Source organism: Streptomyces smyrnaeus (assembly GCF_017676345.1).
In the GTDB taxonomy this organism is placed as follows: domain Bacteria; phylum Actinomycetota; class Actinomycetes; order Streptomycetales; family Streptomycetaceae; genus Streptomyces; species Streptomyces smyrnaeus.
On the sequence record NZ_JAFFZM010000010.1, the window covers coordinates 236,911 to 251,479 of the forward strand.

Sequence of the window (14,569 nt, forward strand, 5' to 3'; positions counted from 1 at the left end):
CTGTGCATCTCACCTCCCAGGCCCTGCCGAGCGAGCCGGCCGGCGGTATCGCCGGCTGGGCCGCCGACCTCGTCGACACCATGGGCGGTCCCGGAGCGGGCCTGGCCATCGCGCTGGAGAACCTGTTCCCACCGCTGCCGAGCGAGGTGATCCTGCCGCTGACGGGGTTCGCCGCCGGTCAGGGGGTGCTCAGCCTGGCGTCGGCGCTCTTTTGGACGACGCTCGGTTCGGTCGTGGGCGCCGTGGTCCTGTACTGGATCGGCAGGCTCTTCGGCCGCGACCGTATGCGCGCCATCTGGGCGAAGCTGCCGCTGGTGAAGCTCTCCGACCTGGAGCGCACGGAGGCGTGGTTCGCGAAGCACGGCACCAAGGCGGTCTTCTTCGGCCGTATGGTGCCGATCTTCCGCAGTCTCGTCTCCATCCCGGCCGGGGTGGAGCGCATGCCGTTGCCCGTGATGGTCACGCTGACCATGCTGGGCAGTCTGATCTGGAACTCCGTCCTGGTGCTGGCCGGTTACTGGCTGGGCGACCAGTGGGACCTGGTGGAGACCTACGTCGGGATCGTCTCCAAGGCCGTGCTGGTGCTGGTGGTGCTCGCCCTCGCGGTGTACGCGACCGTACGGGTGCGCGGCCACCGCCGTGCCAAGCACCGCCGCGTCTGATGGCCGTTCACGCCGGGTCCGAGCGCCACCGCTCGGGCCGTACGCCGGTACCCGGCTCCGAGCCCGGGCAGGGTGCCGGGGGAGCGGACGCCGGGGGAGTGGACGCCAAGGTGGGCGCCGCCGCACCCGCCCCGTGGCCGCTGAGGCTGCTCGGCGTCCTCCTCGGCTGCTGCACGGCGCTGCTCGGCTTCGTCTACCTCGTCCTCGCCGGTGCCGCCCTCGGCCCGTTCCTGCTGTGGCCGGCCACCCGCGACGGTGCCCTCGGCCGGCTCACGGCTGGAGCGCGGGGGCTCTCGGGAGTGGAACGGGCCCGCCGGTCCGTCTTCTTCGGCGACCGCTTCCCCGAGCACTACAAGGTGTCCGACCAGAAGCTGTTGCGCTATCTCGCCGTCCGCAGTGGTACGGGACTGCTGTGCGCCGTGGTGCTCCTCCTGCTGGGCTTCGGCCTCACCCTGGCGGGTCTGACGGCGCTGCGGACGGTGCAGGGCGCGTTCGGCGCGGAGGATCTGCTGGTGCAGTTGCTCCTCGGGGGCGCGTTGCTCTTCCTCGACATCCAGGGGCTCCGCTCGCTCACCAAGCTGGACGCGCGCAGCGCACGGGAGTGCTTCGGCCCCTCGGAGCGGGAGTTGCTGCGGCGCCGTATCGATGAACTGGCCACCAGCCGGGCGGCTGTCGTGCACGCGGTGGACACCGAACGCCGCCGTATCGAGCGGGATCTGCACGACGGGATGCAGCAGCGCATGGTGGCGCTCGCCATGCTGCTCGGCCGCGCCCGCAGGGGCCGCGATCCCGGGCAGGCCGAAGCGCTGCTGCGCCAGGCGCACCAGGAGGCGCAGGACGTCGTCACCGAGCTGCGCGAGGTGGCCTGGCGGATCTACCCCTCGGCGCTGGACAGCCTGGGGCTTCAAGAGGCGCTCGGTGGGGTGTCCGAGCGGTGCGCCGTCCCTGTGCGCATCGGGTTCGATGTCGGGGAGCCGCTGCCGCAGCCCGTGGAGACGGCCGCGTACTTCGTGGTGTCGGAGTCGGTGACCAACGCGGCCAAGCACTCCGGCGCCACGGCCGTCTCCGTGCGAGTGACGCTTCGCCGGCGTCCCGGCACCGACCTTCCCGGGGTGCTCGTGGTGCGTGTCCAGGACGACGGCAAAGGCGGAGCCGATCCCCTCGGCAGCGGGCTGAGGGGCCTGCGCAGCCGGGTGGCGGCGCTCGACGGCGCGCTGCACGTCGACAGCCCCCCTGGAGGACCGACCACCATTACCGCGGAGCTGCCATGCACGTGATGATCGCCGAGGACTCGACCCTGTTGCGGGAGGGGCTGGTGCGGCTGCTCGTCGAGGAGGGCCACGAGGTACCGGCCGCGTTCGGCGAAGCTGACCCGCTGCTGGCGCAGATGGCGGCGCGGCAGCCGGACATGGTCGTCCTCGACATCCGGATGCCTCCCACACACACCGACGAGGGCCTGCGCGCGGCGCTGGAGATCCGCGAGCGCTGGCCGCAGGTCGGCGTACTGGTGCTCTCGCAGCACATCGAGCGCAACTACGCGGCTCAACTCCTGTCGGCCAACGCCGAACGGGTGGGGTATCTCCTCAAGGACCGCGTCGCACAGGTCGAGGAGTTCCTGGACGCTTTGGAGCGCATCCACGCGGGCGGTGCCGTCATCGACCCGGAGGTGGTGCGGCAGTTGGTCTTCCGCACCACGCACGGAGATCCGCTGGCCCGCCTCACGCCACGGGAGCGCAGCGTTCTGGAGGCCCTGGCCCAGGGGCACACCAACACCGCCATCGCGCAGAAGCTGCACATCTCGCTGAGCGCGGTGGAGAAGAACCTGGGTGCTGTCTTCGACAAGCTGGAGCTGTCGCAGACCACCGGCTACAGCCGAAGGATTCTGGCGGTCCTGCGATATCTGGAGTCCTAGCCGCATCGGCACCAGCTGCGCCAAGCAGCGTGGCGCGGCCGTACGGGCTGGATGCAGCTGCCGATGCCGTCGAAAGGATCTGGCGCGTGGGCAGTGGAGCGTGTTCCATGGTCATCGGGGGGTCCCGGTCAGGCGGCGGCGCCCGTTGACGACGTATGGAAGAAGCGAGGTTGCCGTGGCCACGACCGTACGACGCAGCACCCGGACCCTGCCCGCCGCGCCGCTCGGCCCCGAGAATCCGCTGCCCGCACTGCTGCCGCTGGACGAGGCCCACACCCTCACCGAGGCCGACCGCGCCGCGCTGCCGCCCGAGATGGCGCGGCAGGTCGGCTACGGGCCGCTGCGTTCGGTGCTGCCCACCCGCGTTCTCGACGGCTACGGGCGGCAGCGCACCCCCACCCGGCTCGATACGCTCGTTCTGGAGAACGACCGGCTTCGCGCCACCGTCCACCCCGGTCTCGGCGGCCGGCTCGCCTCCCTCTTCCACAAGCCGACCGCGCGGGAACTGCTGTATGTGAACCCCGTGCTGCAGCCCGCCGACTTCGCCCTCAACGGGGCCTGGTTCTCCGGCGGTGTCGAGTGGAACATCGGCGCGACCGGCCATACGACGCTCTCCTGTGCCCCGCTGCACGCGGCCCGGGTGCCCGCGCCGGGCGGGGACGGTGCGATGGTGCGGCTGTGGGAGTGGGAGCGGCTGCGCGACACCCCGTTCCAGGTGGACCTGTGGCTGCCGGAGGACTCGGACTTCCTGTACGTCGGGGTCCGCGTCCGCAATCCGCACCACCGCACGGTGCCGGTCTACTGGTGGTCCAACATCGCCGTGCCCGAGGAGCCGGGGGCGCGGGTGCTCGCCCCTGCCGAGGAGACCTGGTATTTCGCGTACGAGCGCAGGCTGCGGCGGATACCGGTGCCCGAGTGGGAGGGCACCGATCTGACCTACCCGCTGCACAGCCGGTTTCCCGCCGACTACTTCTACGAGGTGCCCGAGAGCTCCCGGAAGTGGATCGCCTCGCTCGACGAGAAGGGCCGAGGGCTCGTCCAGACCTCGACGGATCTGCTGCGCGGCCGCAAGCTGTTCGTCTGGGGCGCCGGACCCGGCGGCAGGCGCTGGCAGCAGTGGCTGACCGAACCGGGCACGCCCGGCTATGTGGAGATCCAGGCGGGGCTCGCCCGCACCCAGCTCGAACATCTGCCGCTGGAGGCGGGCGGCGAGTTCTCCTGGCTGGAGGCGTACGGGCCGCTGAGTGCCGACGCCGAGACGGTGCACGGCGCCGACTGGTCGGCCGCCCGGGTCCACACCGAGCGGCGGCTGGAGGAGGCGCTGCCGCGCGGCGCGGTGGAGGCGGCCTACGCGGCATGGCGGCCGCAGGCGGACGTCGAACCGGAGGGCGGGCCGAGGGACGGGTGGCTGGCGTGCGGTTCGGGGTGGGGAGCGCTGGAGGTGGAGCGCGCCGGCTTCACTCTTCCGGGTACACCGTTCCCGCCCGGGACGCTCGGTGCCCAGCAGCGGCCGTGGCGCGAACTGCTGCACACCGGCACCCTGCCGTGCGGCCCGGATCACGCGCCTCCGGGGCCCACACTGGTCGCGGCCGAATGGCGTGAGCTGCTGGAGTCCGCGGACGCGGAGCCGGCCGTGGACGCGGCGGGCAAGGCGGCCCGGCGCGAGTTGGACCATCACCTGGGTGTGGCGCAGTGGCACGCGGGTGACCGCTCGCAGGCGGTCCGCAGCTGGGAGCGGTCCCTCGAACAGGGCGCGTACTGGCCCGCGTTGCGCTCTCTGGCCGTCGCCGACCAGCAGGACGGTAACGGGGCCCGCGCCGCGGAGCGCTACATGGCGGCCGTGCGGGACGCCGGTGAACGGCTCGACGCCGACGACCCCCTCGGTGCCGCGGCGCTCGCCGCGCTCGCGCGGGAGGCGGTCGAGGTGCTGCTGGCCGAGGACCGTGCAGGGGATGCCGAGAGCGTGCTGGACGGGCTCTGCGACGATCAGCGTGCCCGGGGCCGCTGCCAACTGCTGCGCGCCCGTGTGCTGCTGGCGAAGGGCGACGTCAAGGGCGCTCGCGCGCTCTTCGACGCCGGTTTCGAGGTGGAGGATCTGCGGGAGGGCGAGGAGGTGCTGAGCGACACCTGGGCGGCACTGACAGCCGATCCCCTCCCTGCCCGCTACGACTTCCGGATGCGGCCCTGACGGATCGCGTGGGGGGCTACTGCTCGGTTGCTGCCCCCTGCTTCCGGTCCACGTACTCGAAGACGCTGCCGTCGGGGTGGCGGGCGACCAGGTTGCGGCCGATGGGGGTGGGCTTGGGGCCCGCGATGACCTGCGCTCCCACGGTGTGCAGATCGGCCAGCGCGTCGTCCACGTCCTGCACCGCGAGGGTCGCCTTGACCTTGCTGAGCACGTTGAGGTGCTCCTCGGGGCCGCTCATCAGGAAGAAGGGGCCGACGGCGGCGACCTCCACGGGGCCGTTCTGGAAGCGCATCGCCTCCGCGCTTGCCAGTCTTTCGTACACCGGTACGGCGGCGTCCAGATCGTCGACGCAGATGCGCAGCGAGGTCCCCAGAATATCCATGGCCCCACCCTAGAGCGGGGCCGCCTGCCGTGCCGAACCACGGGGGTCACGTGTGCAGTTGCGCACTGGTGCGGCGCGGCGCCGGCGGCTCTCACGCCCGGCAGAGGATCTCGCCGTGGACGACGGTGAACCAACCGTCGGCCTCCCTGCCCCAGGCCCGCCACGCTTCGGCGATCTCATCCAGCCCGTCCTCGGTGGTCAGGCCGCCGTCGACGGCGACGGCGGCATAGCTGGAGGCCACGGTGCGGTCCGCCCACAGTTCGCTCCACCACGCACGCTCCTCCGGGGTGCTGAAACTCCAGGTGCTCGTGGTGACGGTGACATCGTCGAAACCGGCCTCGCGCGCCCACGCGTGCAGCCGTCGTCCGGCATCCGGAACGCCCCCGTTGGCCTGTGCGACCCGGCGGTAGAGATCCAGCCAGACGTCCATGCCGGGCGTTTGCGGATACCAGAACATGCCCCCGTAGTCCGCGTCCCGGACGGCCACCACTCCGCCGGGTACGCATACCCGCCGCATCTGGCGCAGCGCACCCACCGGATCGCCCACGTGCTGGAGGGTCTGGTGGGCGTGGACGACGTCGAAGGAGTCGTCGGGGAAGTCGAGCGCGTGCACGTCGCCGGTGGTGAACCCGACGTTGGCCACGCCGCGTTCCGCCGCGGTCGCCCGCGCCTGTTCCAGCACCCCGGCCGCCGCGTCCAGCCCGGTGACCGAGCCCTGCGGGACCAGCGCCGCGAGGTCGGCGGTGATGGTGCCGGGGCCGCAGCCGATGTCGAGGACGCGGTGGTCCGGGCGCAGCTGGTCGAGCAGGTACGCGGCGGAGTTGGCGGCGGTGCGCCAGCGGTGCGAGCGCAGGACGGACTCGTGGTGGCCGTGGGTGTACACGGCGGTCTCGTGTGCCATGCACGCACTGTAACCCGGCGTCTTGCTATGCGAGCAAGAACATTCCGGAATGTGGACACCCTCGCGCTCGGGTCGAGGAGCGGGTGCCGGTCACCGCCGGCCGGCCGCGCCCTCCTCGGACCAGGTGTCCGGCGCGCGGCGGCTGATGTGGGCCAGCGTCGAGCCCGGATCACTCGCCCGCACCAGATCGCCGAGGCTCACCATCCCGGCGAGCCTGCCGTCCTCCAGCACCGGCAGCCGCCGCACCGCATGGGTGCGCATCAGCTCCGCCGCCGCCCCGATCCGGGTGCCGGGGGTGACGGTCACCGGGTCGGGCGTACAGGCCGACAGGCAGTTCACACTCAGCGGATCCACGCCGTCGGCCACCGCGCGCAGCGTGATGTCCCGGTCGGTGAGCAGCCCGAGCAGTTTGCCGTCCTTGACGACCAGCACGTCGCCGATCTCCTGTGCCCGCATCAGTTGCGCGGCCTCCACCAGGGTCGCGTCGGGACGCACGGTCGTCGCCGCCGGCGTCATGACCTCGCTCACCAACCGCTCCGTCTGTGGGCCCTCTTCCTCCGACGCCATGGCCTCGCCTCTTCGTCTCTCGCCCTGCGGGAGGGACGACGTACCCCGAGCGGATCGGCCGACACCCGTGCGGACAAGGGCAGTTGGCGATCCGGGCGGCGGTGCGGATGTCGGGTGGAGGTTCCGTGGACGGATCGCCGAGGCCGGGTTTGCCGTTCGACGCGTCGGGCACCCGCACACTCGTGCTTCGGAAAGAAGGCACCTTCCGCGGGAGCGACCTGTGCGCCTCGGTCCCCCCGCACGTGCCTTCGCTGCCGCGGTGACCGTCAGACGACGCGACCGCTACGGGAGCACAGCTGATGAACGTTCGTACGACACGCTCCAAGCACCCCCACGACGACGCCCCCGACACCACCGCCGAGTTCCGACGCATCGCCGAACTGCCCGAAGGACCCGAGAAGGAAGAGCTCCGCCAGCGCGTGGTGCGGGCCTGGATGCCGATGGCAGGCCGGCTGGCCAGGAACTTCCGCAACCGCGGTGAGGCACTGGAAGACCTCGAACAGGTGGCGGCGCTGGGATTGGTGAAGGCCGTCGCGCGCTACGACATCTCCCGCGGCTGCGCCTTCGAGAGCTTCGCGATCCCCACCATCGTCGGCGAGGTGAAGCGGCACTTCCGCGACCACATGTGGGGGCTGCACGTACCCCGGCGGGTCCAGGAACTCCGCAACCGGGTGCGCAACAGCCAGCGCGAACTCAGCTACTCCCTGGACGGGCGCAGCCCGTCCGTGCAGCGCATCGCCGAGCACTGCGGCCTCAGTGAGGAGGACGTACTGCTGGGCATGGAGGCGCTGGAGAGCTACAGCACGCTCTCCCTGGACGCCGAGATGCCCGGCGCCGACGACGGCTACTCCCTCGCCGACACGCTCGGCAACCGCGAGCCGGGCTTCGACCAGGTCGTCTACCGCGAGGCCGTCAAACCACGGCTCGCGCGGCTCCCGGAGCGGGAACGCCGCATCCTGTACATGCGGTTCTTCTGCGACATGACCCAAAGCCGCATCGCCGAACAGCTCGGCATCTCCCAGATGCACGTCTCCCGGCTCATCAGCCGCACCTGCCGCCGTATCCACCAAGAGGTCGAGAGCGACCGGCGACTCGAACGCGAGGGGTCCCACCGCCAGTGGGAGACGGTGGGCCGCGAGTCGGCGCGGCACGAGACGGCCCACCGGGAGAAGACCCGGCAGGGCGCCGTGCGGCACGGGCCGCACCGCCGCGAGGCCACCCGGGCCCCGCGCGGGCACCGCACCCACGCCCCCGCCGCTGCCTGAGCCGCGGCGCACACGCGGGCGGCACGCGCGCAGGAGCGCACGTGTCGCCGCTGCCGGTGTCACCGCCGTCTGCCAAGGTGTACGCAAGAAAGGTTGTCAGATAAGCGGTGGAGGCTGAGACGGATGCGGCCGGACCAGGGCGACTCGGACAGCGCGGGTCCCTGCGCGGTGCCGCAGGCGACCGCCGTGCGCCAGGGCGCGTGCGGCTACTGGGACCGGCGCGGTCTGCCGACCGAGCCCGCGCAGGTCGCCGTCGCGCCCGGTGGCGCCCTGCTGCTGCTCGCCGTCCTGGCCGCGGCGGCCGGAGTCGGGGCGGGGACCGGCTCCGGCACGGGCACCGGAGTCGGCACGGGCACCGGGGGAGGTGCGGGCGAGCGGGGGACCGGCAGTGTGCTGCTCCCGCATCCGTGCCCGCCCTGGTACGCGGAGCAGGCGCGGCTGCTCGGCCGGGCGGTGCACACCGTGCCGGTGCCCGTGGAGTGCGGCGGGATCCCGGACCCGTTCGCGCTGCTGGAGGCAGTACGCAGGACCCGCGCGGCGGGTGAGGTCCCGCAGGCACTGGTGCTCTCCGTCGCCGACGACGTCACCGGGACGGCCCCGCCGCCCGAACTGCTGCACGAGGTGTGCGAGGCGGCCGTCGCCGAGGGGCTGCTGATCGTCAGTGACGAGACCTGGCGGGACACCTCGCACGATCCGCACGACACCGTGGTGGTCAGCCCTGCCGAAATGCTCACCGAGGCGGGTCGGGCCGACCATGTGGTGGTGCTCGCCGGCCTCGAAGCCGCCTTCGAGTCCACGTTCGGAACCGGAGCAGGAGCCGGAACCGGAGCAGGCGCCGGGGCCGTAGCAGGAGCCGGCACCGGAGGCGGTGCCGTGAACCGACGGCCCGGCCCGCCCCCCGCCATCGCCCGGGTCCCCGCCACGGGCCGCGGGCGGCTCCTCGGCGAACGGGTGCACGAGGTGCTGGCCGCGCTCCGCGCCGACCTGCCCGGCCCGGCCGCGGAGGCCGCCGCCGAGGCGCTGCGCGAGCCCGCCGAGCTGCTGTCCCGGCGTGCCGAGGCGGCCCGGCTGCACGGCGGACTGGCCCGCGCGCTGCACCAGGCGGTCACCGGGGCGGGCGCGCTCTGCCGTCCCCCGCACCTGGGACGACATCTGTACGCCGACCTCGATCCGTTCCGGCCCCGGCTGGCCCGGCGCGGGATCACCGACGCCGCCGGGCTGGAGGCGGAGCTGGTGCGGCGGCTGGGCCCGTACGCGCTGGGCGGGCACCGCTTCGGCGACGACCCGCACGAACTGCGGGTGCGGCTGACCACCGCACTGCCGGCCGCCGCCCTCCCCGCCGCCGACCGGGCCGCACACCGGCCGGTGGGCACCGGAGGGTCCTGGGCGACTGCCCGACCGGAGCCGGGGGAATTGCCGGGTGTGGCAGAGACGTTGGCACAGGTGCAGTCGGTGCTGGTCGACCTCACGGATGGGAGTCCTCAGTAGATGACCGAACGGACCGGGCAGCCCTCCGAGCGCTCCCCCCTGACCGACGGGGCCACGGGCTCGGAAACCCCCGAGACGGCCGAGACCCCGTCGGCCGGAGCTCCCGCCCCCACCCCCGCGGCCGAAGCCCCGGCCGGAACGCCCGCGGCGGCCGGTCCCGCCCCGGCAGGGCCCGCGCCCGCCTCCGGCGGCACCCCGCACGGTGCGCCGTCGTCACCGGGCGAGGGACCGTCGGGGCAGAGCTGCGCCGGAGGCGGTGGCCGGAGCGGTCCCACCGACGTGCTCCTCCAGCCCCCGCCGCCGGCCCTCTCCCCGCCGCGCCCCGTCGGGGCCCGCCGCATCTGGCCCCGGTCGTTCACCGACCGGCTCACCTCCCCGCTGCCCGGTGTCCGCGCGATGGCCCGGCTCGCCCGCGAGGGGGCCATGCGGCCGATCGGCGCCGCGCTCGCCGAGGAGATCCCCAAGCTCCCCTTCGCGCCGGGCCCGATCCCCGACCCGGGGCCCGACACCGTCTCCGTCACCTGGGCGGGGCACGCCAGCTGGGTGGTGCGGATCGGCGGTCTGACCGTGCTGACCGACCCGGTCTGGTCCCGGAAGATCCTCGGCACCCCGGCGCGTATCACCCCCGTCGGCGTGGCCTGGCAGGATCTGCCGAAGGTGGACGCCGTCGTCGTCTCGCACAACCACTACGACCATCTGGACGCCCCCACGCTGCGCAGACTTCCGCGCTCCACCCCGCTGTTCGTACCGGCGGGGCTGGGCGCGTGGTGCCGCAAGCGCGGCTTCACCACCGTCACCGAGCTCGACTGGTGGGAGGGCGCCGAGCTGCCCGCCGGGGGGGGCGCCACAGGATCGAAGTCCGGGGCTCGGGCGCGGGTGCGGTTCGACTTCGTGCCCGCCCACCACTGGTCCAAGCGCACCCTCACCGACACCTGCCGCTCCCTGTGGGGCGGCTGGGTGCTGACCGACCAGCACGGGCAGCGGGTGTACTTCGCGGGCGACACCGGATACGGGCACTGGTTCGGCGAGATCGGCCGCCGCTACCCGGACATCGACCTGGCCCTGATGCCCATCGGTGCCTACGACCCGCGCTGGATGCTGCGCCCCGTGCACACCGACCCCGAGGAGGCGGTGCTCGCCTGCCAGGACGTGGGCGCGCGCCGGATGGCACCCATGCACTGGTCCACCTTCCTGCTCTCGGGCGAGCCCCCGTTGGAACCGCTCATCCGCGTGCGGGCAGCCTGGCGCAAGGCCGAACGCCCCCGCGAGGACCTGTGGGACCTCCCGGTGGGGGCCTCCAGGGTGCTGGAGCCCGCCTGACGCCTCCCCTTCCGCTGCGTGACGCCCCGCGACGCCCCGGCGACGCGCACCCTCCCCTCCTAGGCCCGTGACCCACGCAGGCGGCGCCACACCGATGGTGCCGAGCTCACCAGCAGCGTCAGCGCGACGGCCGCGACGACGCCCTCCCAGGGGCGGGGGAAGAGGGAGCCTCCCGCGACACCGATGAGCTGGTAGACGGCGGCCCACGCCAAACAGGCCAGTACGTCACCGCGGGCGAACTCCCGCATCCGCATCCGGGACAGCAGACAGGCGAGCATCACGGGGATGCGGCCGGCGGGGATCAGCCGGGAGACGACCAGCACCGCCACCCCGTGTTCGCGCAGCCGTGCGTCGGCCTGGGCGAGCCGCTCGGGTGCGGCCCGCTCGCGGAGCGCCGACAGCCAGCGGGAGCCGTTCTTGGAGCCGATCCCGCGTTTGCCCAGCCAGTACAGCCCGAGGTCGCCGAGGAAGGCGGCGAACGAGGCGACGCCGAAGACGGCGAGCAGGGCGAGCACCGGCAGGCTCTGGTGCAGCGCCACCACGGCGGCGCCGCTGACCAGCGCCCCGGTCGGGACGACGGGCACCAGTGAGCCGAGCACCACCAGCAGGAACAGCGAGGGGTAGCCGATTGCTTGCTGGGTGGACTCCGGCGGGCGTACGACCGTCTCGGAGACGGTGTGGGCGACCGCGCTCAGACCGTCCACGAGCGCAGTACCGTTCACCTGTTCGCCCCCAGCCGTACGCTCTGCCCGTGCTCCAGCAGATGCACCTCCACCTGCGGTGCCGGCCGCGCGGCCAGCCGCTTGAACTCGGCCCCGGGCGCATGGAACTCGTGCGGTCTGACCGCGTCGAGACCGACCGGCCAGTAGGTGCCGAAGTGCACCGGTACCGCGCTGCGCGGGCGCAACCGGGTCAGTGCCTCGGCGGCTCGGCGCGCGTCCAGATGCCCCTCCCCGAGGAAGGGTCCCCAGCCGCCGACCGGGAGCAGTGCCGTGTCCACGTCGCCGACCGCCTCCGCCATCCCGTCGAACAGTCCGGTGTCACCGGCGAAGTAGGTACGCTCCTCGCCCGAGACGACGAACCCCAGCGCGGGTGAGACCTGCCGCCCCACCGGCAGCCGCCGCCCGTCGTGCGCGGCGGGGACCGCCCGTACGGTCACCGGGCCCACCGCGACCTCGTCGCCCGGGACCACCTCGGTCAGCCGCAACAGCGGGGCCAGCCGCCGCAGCCCCGGCACCGCGCGCACCGCGCCGCGCGGGACGACGACACGGGTGCCCGGAGCCAGCATGGCCAGCGACCCCGGATGCAGATGGTCGGCGTGCAGATGGGAGACGAGCACCAGATCGGCCCGGACCGCGTCCGGCGGCGGCAGCGCGCCGCGCCTGCGGCGCAGATGAGCCAGGCGGCGCACCAGCAGCGGGTCCGTCAGCACCGTGACCCCCGAGTCCCGCACGGTGGCGGTGGCGTGACCCCACCAGGTGACCTCGACCGGCACGTGCGCTCATCCTCCTCGGGACCGTCCGGGCTGCACAAAGCACCTACGAGCGTAAGCGTGCACCGGCGCGCCCGTGCCGCCGCCTTGGTGCCAGGACCGCACCGCCCCTGTCCTTCCGAGCCCGTCGCCCGCTTCGGGCATGCCCATACTCCTGAGCCTTTCGAACGCTTCGAGCGCCGTCCTGCCCGCGGACGAGACTGTGCAAAAGTGGAGGTTGTCCCATCAGCCGTGAGGGAGGTGACCCGACGGACGTGCGCGTCTCCCGCATACCGTGGCGCAGGCTGGGTGCCGCCTCGTTGCGCGTCGGAGCCGTCTGGCTGGTGAGTACCCTCACGATGCTCGTGCTCGCCGGGGTGCTGCCGGACTTCCAGCTCCAGTCCCGCGGCGGCGACAGCGCCACCGTGATCGGTATCACCGCCGCAGCGGGCGCCGGTGCCTTCGGGCTGCTGAGCGCACTGGTGTGGCCGCTGCTGGTACGGGCCTTCCTGCTGGTGCCCGCCCTCGTCCTCGGGCTGCTCGTCTTCTTCCTCAACGGCTCGCTGCTGTGGCTGGCACTGTCCCTGATCCCCTACGGCAGGGGAAGTGCCGATCCGTCGATGGCCGTCGTGGTGGCCGCCGTCATGTCCGCCGCCTCCTCGGCGACCAACGCGTTCCTGGTGGTACGGGACGACCGCGCCTACCGGCACCGGCTCGCCCGGATCGCGGGCCGCAGGAGGCGCAGGGAGGGGCAGGGCGCACCGCCGAGCACCCCGGGCACGGTCTTCCTCCAGCTCGACGGGCTCGGCCACGCGGTGCTCAAGGAGGCGCTGGAGACTCCGGAGGGCGGCGAACCGCTGATGCCCGCCGTGGCCGAGCTGTACGGGCGCACCCACCGGCTCACCCGCTGGCGCACCGACTGGTCCAGCCAGACCGGCGCCAGCCAGCTGGGCATCCTGCACGGCAGCAACGAGGACGTGCCCGCCTTCCGCTGGTACGAGAAGGAGACCGGCGAGGTCGTCGTCAGCAACCGGCCCACCAGCGCCGCCGAGCTGCAGCGCCGTGCCGTCGAGCGCACCGGTGATCTGGGGCTGTTGGCGCAGGGCGGCGCCAGCCGCGGCAACCTGTTCACCGGTGGCGCCCGGCAGGTGGCGCTGGTGCTGTCGGTCTCGGCACGCCGGGGCAAGGAGACCCGCTCCCGGGCCGGTTACTTCGCCTACTTCTCCGACCCCGCCAACGCCACCCGGACCGCCGTCTCGTTCGTCGCCGAGGTGTTCCGCGAGATCGGTCAGTCCACGCGTGCGCTGCTGCGCCGCGAGCGGCCGCGGGTGGGCCGGGGCGGGCTGTACCCGTTCATCCGGGCCTTCGCCACCGTCGTCGAGCGGGACGTGGTGGTGGCCGCGGTGCTCGGCGACATGCTCAGCTGCCGTACCGCCGTCTACGCCGACCTGGTCGGCTACGACGAGGTGGCACACCACTCCGGGCCGCGTGGCCGCGACACCCGGCAGGTGCTGCGCCGGCTGGACAGATCGGTGCGGCTCATCGCGAAGGTCGCCGAGCACGCCCCACGCCCCTACCGGCTCGTACTGCTCTCCGACCACGGACAGAGCCCGGGGGAGACGTTCGAGGAGGCGTACGGGCTGACGCTGGAGGACCTGGTACGGGCCGGCAGCGGGCTCCAGGTGCCCCGCCGCGCGGGGCGTACGGCCAGCGGCTCGGAGGCACGCGCGGCGGCCCGTGCCGCGCTGCGCCGCCCCGAGGAGTCCGGCCAGGAGGCGCCCCGCAAGCCGCGGCGCGACACCGGGCCCGTCGTGCTGGCCTCCGGCAACCTGGGGCTGATCTCCTTCCCCGAGCACCCCGGGCGGCTGACCCGGGAGCGCATCGACGAACTGCGCCCCGCGCTGCTGCCCACGCTGGCCGAGCATCCGGGCATCGGTTTCGTGCTGGTGCACAGCGCCGAGCACGGCCCGGTGGTGCTGGGCTCCGGCGGGTGCGAGCACCGGCTGGAGACCGGCGAGGTGGTCGGCCGGTGCGACCCGCTGGCCCCGTTCGGGCCGGGTGCGGCGGAGGCGGTGCTGCGTACGGCGCGGTTCCCGCACGTCGCGGACATCATGGTCAACTCCGCCTTCGATCCCGGGACCGGCGCCGTGCACGCCTTCGAGGAGCAGGTCGGCTCGCACGGCGGGCTGGGCGGTGAGCAGAGCCACGCGTTCCTGCTGTCCCCGCTGGAGCTGTCGCCGCCGGTGGAGCCGGGGGAGGAGCTGGTCGGCGCCGAGGCCGTGCACCGGGTGCTGCGGCGCTGGCTCGCCGAGTCCGCCGAGCCGCGCGTTCTCGGCGGCGCCGATCACTTGGCAGCCCCCCATGGGGCGGAGCCCCTGCCGGCGGCACCGCACCTGTGAAAGGGGCCCCGGTG

At 73.4% G+C, this 14,569-nt stretch carries 12 protein-coding genes and 1 pseudogene; 8 read left to right on the plus strand and 5 right to left on the minus strand.

Going from position 1 to position 14,569, the window contains the following annotated elements:
• Window positions 1–2 precede the first annotated feature (2 nt).
• The 4 genes from JW613_RS18555 to JW613_RS18570 all read left to right on the plus strand — a co-directional run bounded on the left by JW613_RS18555 (window position 3) and on the right by JW613_RS18570 (window position 4,762).
• Window positions 3–662, plus strand: coding sequence for a DedA family protein (locus JW613_RS18555; RefSeq protein WP_209211970.1), 660 nt, complete (start codon window positions 3–5; stop codon window positions 660–662).
• Window positions 662–1,939: a sensor histidine kinase gene (locus JW613_RS18560; RefSeq protein ID WP_209211920.1), complete on the plus strand. Its 1,278-nt coding sequence runs from the start codon at window positions 662–664 to the stop codon at window positions 1,937–1,939. Before JW613_RS18555 ends, JW613_RS18560 begins: the two co-directional genes overlap by 1 nt.
• Window positions 1,930–2,574: a response regulator transcription factor gene (locus JW613_RS18565; protein ID WP_209211921.1), complete on the plus strand. Its 645-nt coding sequence runs from the start codon at window positions 1,930–1,932 to the stop codon at window positions 2,572–2,574. Before JW613_RS18560 ends, JW613_RS18565 begins: the two co-directional genes overlap by 10 nt.
• Before the next feature lie 175 nt (window positions 2,575–2,749).
• Window positions 2,750–4,762, plus strand: a complete 2,013-nt coding sequence (locus JW613_RS18570) for a DUF5107 domain-containing protein (protein ID WP_209211922.1) — start codon at window positions 2,750–2,752, stop codon at window positions 4,760–4,762.
• A gap of 16 nt (window positions 4,763–4,778) precedes the next feature.
• On the opposite strand, the gene JW613_RS18575 is transcribed toward JW613_RS18570, so the two are convergent.
• The 3 genes from JW613_RS18575 to JW613_RS18585 form a co-directional block, all read right to left on the minus strand.
• Entirely contained in the window at window positions 4,779–5,144 is a 366-nt protein-coding gene (locus JW613_RS18575) for a VOC family protein (protein WP_209211923.1), read from the minus strand.
• 91 nt (window positions 5,145–5,235) lie between these two features.
• Window positions 5,236–6,045 carry a class I SAM-dependent methyltransferase gene (locus JW613_RS18580; RefSeq protein WP_209211924.1) on the minus strand — a complete coding sequence of 270 codons (810 nt, stop codon included), beginning with the start codon at window positions 6,043–6,045 and terminating at the stop codon, window positions 5,236–5,238.
• A 90-nt stretch (window positions 6,046–6,135) separates the two neighbouring features.
• Complete coding sequence (locus tag JW613_RS18585) at window positions 6,136–6,612, minus strand: CBS domain-containing protein (protein ID WP_209211925.1); 477 nt, start codon at window positions 6,610–6,612, stop codon at window positions 6,136–6,138.
• A 299-nt stretch (window positions 6,613–6,911) separates the two neighbouring features.
• On the opposite strand from JW613_RS18585, the pseudogene JW613_RS18590 reads away from it, so the two are divergent.
• From JW613_RS18590 to JW613_RS18600, 3 genes and pseudogenes are all read left to right on the plus strand, one after another.
• Window positions 6,912–7,697 (plus strand): annotated as a pseudogene (locus JW613_RS18590) (SigB/SigF/SigG family RNA polymerase sigma factor); the annotation flags it as partial.
• 303 nt (window positions 7,698–8,000) lie between these two features.
• Entirely contained in the window at window positions 8,001–9,365 is a 1,365-nt protein-coding gene (locus JW613_RS18595) for an aminotransferase class I/II-fold pyridoxal phosphate-dependent enzyme (RefSeq protein ID WP_209211927.1), read from the plus strand.
• Window positions 9,366–10,685 carry an MBL fold metallo-hydrolase gene (locus tag JW613_RS18600; RefSeq protein WP_245225897.1) on the plus strand — a complete coding sequence of 440 codons (1,320 nt, stop codon included), beginning with the start codon at window positions 9,366–9,368 and terminating at the stop codon, window positions 10,683–10,685.
• 59 nt (window positions 10,686–10,744) lie between these two features.
• Here the strand turns inward: JW613_RS18600 and JW613_RS18605 are convergent, their stop codons facing one another.
• A complete protein-coding gene (locus tag JW613_RS18605) occupies window positions 10,745–11,380 on the minus strand; it encodes a DedA family protein (RefSeq protein ID WP_245225934.1) in 636 nt (211 codons plus the stop codon).
• A gap of 23 nt (window positions 11,381–11,403) precedes the next feature.
• Window positions 11,404–12,180, minus strand: a complete 777-nt coding sequence (locus JW613_RS18610; RefSeq protein ID WP_209211929.1) for an MBL fold metallo-hydrolase — start codon at window positions 12,178–12,180, stop codon at window positions 11,404–11,406.
• Between the two features lie 335 nt (window positions 12,181–12,515).
• On the opposite strand from JW613_RS18610, the gene JW613_RS18615 reads away from it, so the two are divergent.
• Entirely contained in the window at window positions 12,516–14,555 is a 2,040-nt protein-coding gene (locus tag JW613_RS18615; RefSeq protein WP_245225936.1) for an alkaline phosphatase family protein, read from the plus strand.
• The last annotated feature ends 14 nt before the right edge of the window (window positions 14,556–14,569 follow it).

Bases quoted from the DNA above. Each gene is read 5' to 3' on its own strand.
- JW613_RS18560 (WP_209211920.1), top strand. From the start codon at position 662: ATGGCCGTTCACGCCGGGTCCGAGCGCCACCGCTCGGGCCGTACGCCG.
- JW613_RS18565 (WP_209211921.1), top strand. From the start codon at position 1,930: ATGCACGTGATGATCGCCGAGGACTCGACCCTGTTGCGGGAGGGGCTG.
- JW613_RS18575 (WP_209211923.1), bottom strand. From the start codon at position 5,144: ATGGATATTCTGGGGACCTCGCTGCGCATCTGCGTCGACGATCTGGAC.
- JW613_RS18580 (WP_209211924.1), bottom strand. From the start codon at position 6,045: ATGGCACACGAGACCGCCGTGTACACCCACGGCCACCACGAGTCCGTC.
- JW613_RS18585 (WP_209211925.1), bottom strand. From the start codon at position 6,612: ATGGCGTCGGAGGAAGAGGGCCCACAGACGGAGCGGTTGGTGAGCGAG.
- JW613_RS18595 (WP_209211927.1), top strand. From the start codon at position 8,001: ATGCGGCCGGACCAGGGCGACTCGGACAGCGCGGGTCCCTGCGCGGTG.
- JW613_RS18600 (WP_245225897.1), top strand. From the start codon at position 9,366: ATGACCGAACGGACCGGGCAGCCCTCCGAGCGCTCCCCCCTGACCGAC.
- JW613_RS18615 (WP_245225936.1), top strand. From the start codon at position 12,516: ATGCTCGTGCTCGCCGGGGTGCTGCCGGACTTCCAGCTCCAGTCCCGC.